5 protein-coding genes and 2 tRNA genes are annotated in these 5891 nt (G+C 29.9%); 3 read left to right on the forward strand and 4 right to left on the reverse strand.

The window, feature by feature from the left end; translation table 11 throughout:
* Positions 1-833 (forward strand): radical SAM/SPASM domain-containing protein (locus tag QZ429_RS07260; RefSeq protein WP_291953275.1); only part of this gene is annotated, 833 nt, incomplete at its 5' end.
* Positions 834-858: 25 nt separating this feature from the next.
* Here QZ429_RS07260 and QZ429_RS07265 read toward each other — a convergent pair.
* Positions 859-1650, reverse strand: coding sequence for a hypothetical protein (locus QZ429_RS07265; protein ID WP_291953277.1), 792 nt, complete (start codon positions 1648-1650; stop codon positions 859-861).
* 56 nt (positions 1651-1706) lie between these two features.
* Between QZ429_RS07265 and QZ429_RS07270 the strand changes: the two genes are divergently transcribed.
* Positions 1707-1794 (forward strand) — tRNA-Ser (locus QZ429_RS07270).
* On the opposite strand, the gene QZ429_RS07275 is transcribed toward QZ429_RS07270, so the two are convergent.
* Entirely contained in the window at positions 1795-2466 is a 672-nt protein-coding gene (locus tag QZ429_RS07275) for a putative metalloprotease CJM1_0395 family protein (protein ID WP_291953279.1), read from the reverse strand.
* Positions 2467-2588: 122 nt separating this feature from the next.
* Here QZ429_RS07275 and QZ429_RS07280 point away from each other — a divergent pair.
* Positions 2589-2665: transfer RNA gene (locus tag QZ429_RS07280), tRNA-Met, on the forward strand.
* A gap of 176 nt (positions 2666-2841) precedes the next feature.
* Here the strand turns inward: QZ429_RS07280 and QZ429_RS07285 are convergent.
* Positions 2842-4176 carry an anaerobic C4-dicarboxylate transporter gene (locus tag QZ429_RS07285; protein WP_291953283.1) on the reverse strand — a complete coding sequence of 445 codons (1335 nt, stop codon included), beginning with the start codon at positions 4174-4176 and terminating at the stop codon, positions 2842-2844.
* A gap of 19 nt (positions 4177-4195) precedes the next feature.
* Positions 4196-5608, reverse strand: a complete 1413-nt coding sequence (locus QZ429_RS07290) for an aspartate ammonia-lyase (protein ID WP_291953281.1) — start codon at positions 5606-5608, stop codon at positions 4196-4198.
* Between the last annotated feature and the right edge of the window lie 283 nt (positions 5609-5891).

A 5891-nucleotide genomic window follows, 5' to 3' on the forward strand; every position in this document is an offset into this window, starting at 1 on the left:
TTTATATAGAATTAAGTGATATTTGTGGTTTAAAATGTGATTTTTGTCCTAGTTTAAAAGGGCAAAGAAAAAAAATGGATCTTGAAAAATTTGAGTATATATGCAAGAGTGTTCAAGGTTTTGCTAAAATCTATACTTTTCATATTTTAGGCGATCCTTTAATACATAAAAATTTAAAAGATTATTTAGATATAGCTTATAAATATGATATGAAAATAGAGCTTACTACAAGTGGATTTTATTTTGATGATGAAAAAATAGCATTAATGCTAAATGCAAATAATATTCATCAAATAAATATCTCCTTGGGTGCTTTTTTATCACAAAGTAAGATAAATATAGATGATTATTTTAAACCCATTTTAAAATTTATTTTTTTGCATATTGAAAATAAAAAATCATCTTTTATTAATTTAAGACTTTGGAATTTAAATTCAAATTTTATACCACCTTTTCAAAACAATCAAATATACGAATTCTTGCAAAAAAAATTTTGCGTAAAAATTCATACAAATTTAGAAAAAAATCGTTTAGCAAGATATGTGATTTTAAATCAAGCAAGATTATTTAAATGGCCTTCTTTGCAAGATGAGGTTTTAAGTGAAATCGGAGATTGTTATGCTTTAAGAAAGCAAGTTGCTATTTTGAGTGATGGCACCTTAGTGCCTTGTTGTTTAGATACAAAAGCTGATATAAATTTGGGAAATTGTTTTGAGCAAAATTTTAAAGAACTTTTAAATTCTCCTTTGTGTTTAGATTTAAAAAATGCTTTTGAGCAAAAAAAATTAAAAGCAGAGCTTTGCAAAAGATGTGATTTTCACAAAAAAAATTGATTTTGCATTGAAATTTTTGTGTAATTTATTTTAAAAATGTATTTTGTAAATAAATTATGATTTGATCGATAATCTGTTTTATTATGTCTTTAAAAACTCTTTGCTCGCTTATTTTGCTTGTAGAATTTATCATTAAATTAATCGAGTCAAAAAATTCAACTTCATTATTTGCGAAATTTATTATTTTATAATCAATATCAACGTTATATTCTATGGAATTTTCATTAAATACTTGAGTGATATTTGGTGTAATTATTAATAAAAAATCAGCTTTTAAAGGATTAGGAAATTCTTTTAAATTTTTGTGTTGAGATACTTCAGCTAAGATTTGTTCTTTGTAAGATTTAGAGATATTTTGATCTAAAATTTTAAAAATATCATATTCTAATAAAGTTTTTACAAGCTCTTTTTCTATATTTTGTGATAAATTATTTGTTATGGTATTAATAATAATGAGTGATTTTTGTTTAATATCGATATTATTTAAATGGTCTTTTTTATAAAGCTTTACTTTAGCATAAAATTTATTAATGTGAATTTGAGTTAATTCCTCGACGCTATAGCTATTAAAAATCGCTTTGCTAGCTAAGTCAATTTCTTTATTATAACCTATATCAAAATCTCCATTAAATTCAAATTTGAATCTTTGAAGTGTTATTTCTTGTATAGTGCTTAATACATCTTCTATAGCGTTTTTTATGGCTTCATCTCTTGTTTGTCCGTATCCTTCGCCGATATTTTTATTAGTATCAATTTCTTGTCCAAAACAAAGATAAACTATACTTAGTATAATCAAAATAATTCTTCTTGCAAGCATTTTAAACCTTTTTTTGCTTTAAATTAAAAAATAAGTTATAATTTCAACCCTTAATTAGAGAGGTGTCCGAGTGGTTGAAGGAGCACGCCTGGAACGCGTGTGTGGGGCAACTCACCGAGGGTTCAAATCCCTTCCTCTCTGCCATTAAAAGTTTTTATTTAAATTGTTTCCTAAAAAATTATATCCAGTGCTTTGCGTATAGGCTTTTATCGCTTTTGTATGTGAATTTTTATCATTTTTATCTTGTGAATTTTTATCTTGTGAATTTTTATCTTGCGAAGTTTCTTCATTTTCTTCATTTTCTTTTTTTGATTTTTCAGCTTTTAATTTGATTTGCTCCATACGTGCATCATTTTGCATTTGCATAGCATTAGCTGCGACTTTATAATCTTGAGGGCTAGGATCAGCTGGTGCCATAGCAGCGGATATAACTTGCATAGCATTGGCTATGGTTTCTTCAGGAGTATTGCCTTTTTGCATTCTAATAGGCACTTCTCCTTCAATTGCATACATTTTATCATCAGGCCCTTTAGTGTATCCAAAACTAGCCGCACCTGCTAAAGCTCCACCTGCAGCTTGATGAGCGGCTTCGTGTGCTCTAACTTCTCTATCTATTTTTTCAAGCTCTCTAACTTGTCTAATTTCTTCTTGATTTAAATCTTTGCCATTAACTCTTTGAGTATTTTTTTCTTTATTTTCATCTTCATTTTCTGTATTTTTGTTTTCAGGTGTTAATTGATCTTCTTGATTTGTTTTTTTGCTATCTTGAGTATATTGTGGATAAAAAAAATTATTAAAACTAGAATTAATTTGCATAAAATACTTTCAAAATTTTTTATATTTTTAACACAAAATATATAAAAAGAATATAAAAATATTTAAAATATATTTTTATTAAATGTTAAGAAAAATTAAGTAAAATACCAGTTTAGCTTTGTGTCAAGGTAGCTCAGCTGGTTAGAGCGCTGGTCTCATAAGCCGGAGGTCGGGAGTTCAAGTCTCCCTCTTGACACCATTTATGATGATTTTATTCTTACTAAGTTTTATAATTTTTCTTGTTTAATTTTTTGTAAAAATTTAATTTTATGGTTTTAAATTAAAGTATTTTATCTTTAAAAATTTTTATGTTTTTACTAGCATTAAAGAGTATTTTAGTATAAAAACTTTCCACATAAATTGTGGAAAGTAAAATTATAGCATTCCTACAGCAAAAAATCCTAAAGCAACAGCAATGGCGATTGCTAAAACTCCTGGTATAAAAAATGCGTGATTGAATATATATTTTCCAATTCTTGTTGTCCCTGTGTCGTCCATTTGCACCGCACCTAATAAAGTAGGATAAGTTGGTAAAACAAATAAAGCCGAAACAGCAGCAAAGCACGCAACTAGCATATAAGAATCAGCAGGATTTGTAGCTGAAATTCCTAATGCACCGACAATTACTGGAGTAATAGCTTTTGCAGTAGCTGCTTGAGAGTATAAAAGCATACTAGCAAAAAAGAATGCAACCGCAAGCATAGCAGGAGTTTGTTTTACCCAATCACTTGCTACTTCTTTGATGCCTGCTTCGTGTCCTGCAACAAAAGTATTTCCAAGCCAAGCGACACCAAATACACATATGCAAGCTGTCATACCTGATTTAAATACGCTTGTATCTAAAATTTTTGCCGGTTCAACCTTGCAAAAAAATGTTATTAAAGTTGCAGCGGTTAATAAAAAGCTCATAATAGCAGCATCTCTTGGGATTATAACTGGTTCTATCCATTTGATATTGCTTGAAATAGCTGTAGCATAAAAAACGACGCATAAAACAGCAATTAAAAATATAGCAACTGAAAGTTTAGCACCTGGTTTATCTTCGCTTTGTAAGACATCTAAAGAATTTTTGACAAGGCCTGCTTTTAAGCGTTCTTGATACACAAGATCTTTACTTAAGTCCATAGGGGTAATTAAACTTACGATGAAAGATGTAAGCATACAAGCGATGAAAGTTGTGATAATCCAAATTCCAATTAATGCTGGATAATTCCACCCAAGAGGCTCTAAAACTCCTGTCATATAAACAACTGCAGCACTTACAGGAGATGCGGTAATACCTATTTGAGATGCTACTACCATCAAAGAAAGCGGAACAGAGGGCTTGATATTTTGGGATTTTGCAACATCAATTACAACAGGCATTAATGAAAATACCGCATTGCCTGTTCCTGCTAAAATAGTAAGTAGCCAACCGCAAGCTGGAGCTAGATAGTTGATAAATTTTGGATGTTTGCGTAAAACTTTTTCGGTAATTTTTACCATATAATCAAGCCCGCCGGCTTGTTGCATAGCAGAAATCGCAGCAATAGCAGCAGCGATAATTAATATAACGTCCCAAGGAATATTTCCTGGCTTCATACCTAAAGCAAGTCCTAAAATCACTACGCCCAATCCGCCAGCATAGCCTATAGCTATGCCACCAAGACGGATACCTATAAAAATCGCACCAAGAAAGACAATAAGTTGTAAAATAAGCATTAACATTATCAACCCCTTTCTTTTTTATCTAAGCTTTTTTTTCTTTAGTCATATGAGGATTTAACATTTTTTCTGGTGCTAAAATTTCATCAATTTCAGCTTTTGATAAATAACCTCTTTCAAGGCAAATATCACCCACTGCTTTACCTGTTTCTAAAGCTTCTTTAGCGATACTTGCTGATTTTTCGTATCCTAAGATAGGATTAAAAGCAGTAACAATACCTATTGAATTTAATACTGATTTTTTGCAAGCTTCTGGGTTTGCTGTTAAATGTTTTATAGCTTTTTGAGCTAAAGTTTTCATTGCATTTTCAAGTAATATTATAGAATTAAATAAACTATATGCTATGCCTGGTTCAAATGCATTAAGTTCAAATTCTCCTCTTTCTGAGCAAAGCATAATAGTTACATCATTTCCTATAACTTCATAGCAAGCTTCGCCAACGACTTCACATATTACTGGATTTACTTTACCTGGCATAATAGAGCTACCAGGTTGCATTTTAGGAAGGTTAATTTCGCCTAAACCACATCTTGGGCCTGAATTCATTAATCTTAAATCATTTGCAATTTTAGAAAGTCTTACAGCAGCAGTTTTTAAAGCACCACTTATATGGACAAAATCAGCCGTATCTTGGGTTGCAGCTATAAAATCTTCTGCTGGTTTAAAATCAATTCCTGTAATTTCTTTTAATTTCTTTTCTACTACAAGTTTATAATCTGGATGACAATTAATTCCAGTGCCAATAGCAGTTGCACCTAAATTTAAAAATGTCATAGCTTCACGAGCAGCTGTGATTTTAGCAATATCGCTTTTAATATAGCTTGCAAAGGCGTTAAATGTGTTTCCTAAGGTAGTTGGAACAGCATCTTCAAGCTCTGTTCTACCCATTTTAATCACATCTTTGTATTCTTTTGCTTTTGCTTCTAATTCTATTTTTAAATTTTCCATAGCACTTAAAAGGTCGGTTAATTTTGCATATGCGGCGACTTTGATTGAGCTTGGGTAAGTATCATTTGTTGATTGGCCTAAATTTGTATGGTCGTTTGGATGAAGATATTGGTATTCTCCTTTTTTGTGTCCCATATTTTCAAGTGCAATATTTGTAATTACTTCATTAGTATTCATATTTGTGCTAGTGCCAGCTCCACCTTGTATCATATCTACTACAAATTGATCTAAAAATTCACCAGCAATCAATTTGTCGCAAGCTTTGGCAATAGCATCAGCTTTATTAGCATCAAGAACTCCAACTTCTTTATTGGCAAGAGCAGCAGCTTTTTTAACTTGAGCAAAAGCTTTGACAAAATAAGGATAATCTTTTAATCTTCTACCACTCATTTGAAAGTTTTCTAAAGCCCTAAAAGTTTGCACACCATAATAAACTTCATCAGAAATTTCTAATTCTCCAATAAAATCGTGTTCTTTTCTCGTTCCCATAACATTCTCCTTGTAGATTTATTTAAGTTTTGTTTATAAACTTGGAGGTATTATATAACAAAAATTTATAAAAGTCGCATAAATTTTTATAAATTATGATAAAAATTATAAATAAAAAACAATGGTATTTTATTTATAGTGCTTATATATAGTTGTTTGCGAGATATTTTGAATTTGTAAAATAATAAATATAAATTTTTAATTTTCGTTACATAAAGTTATAAAATTAATTTTGATTTTTAAATACAATATAAACAAGATAAAGTATTAACTTTATCTTGTT

Origin of the sequence: Campylobacter sp. (assembly GCF_020024835.1) — a bacterium.
GTDB lineage: Bacteria > Campylobacterota > Campylobacteria > Campylobacterales > Campylobacteraceae > Campylobacter_D.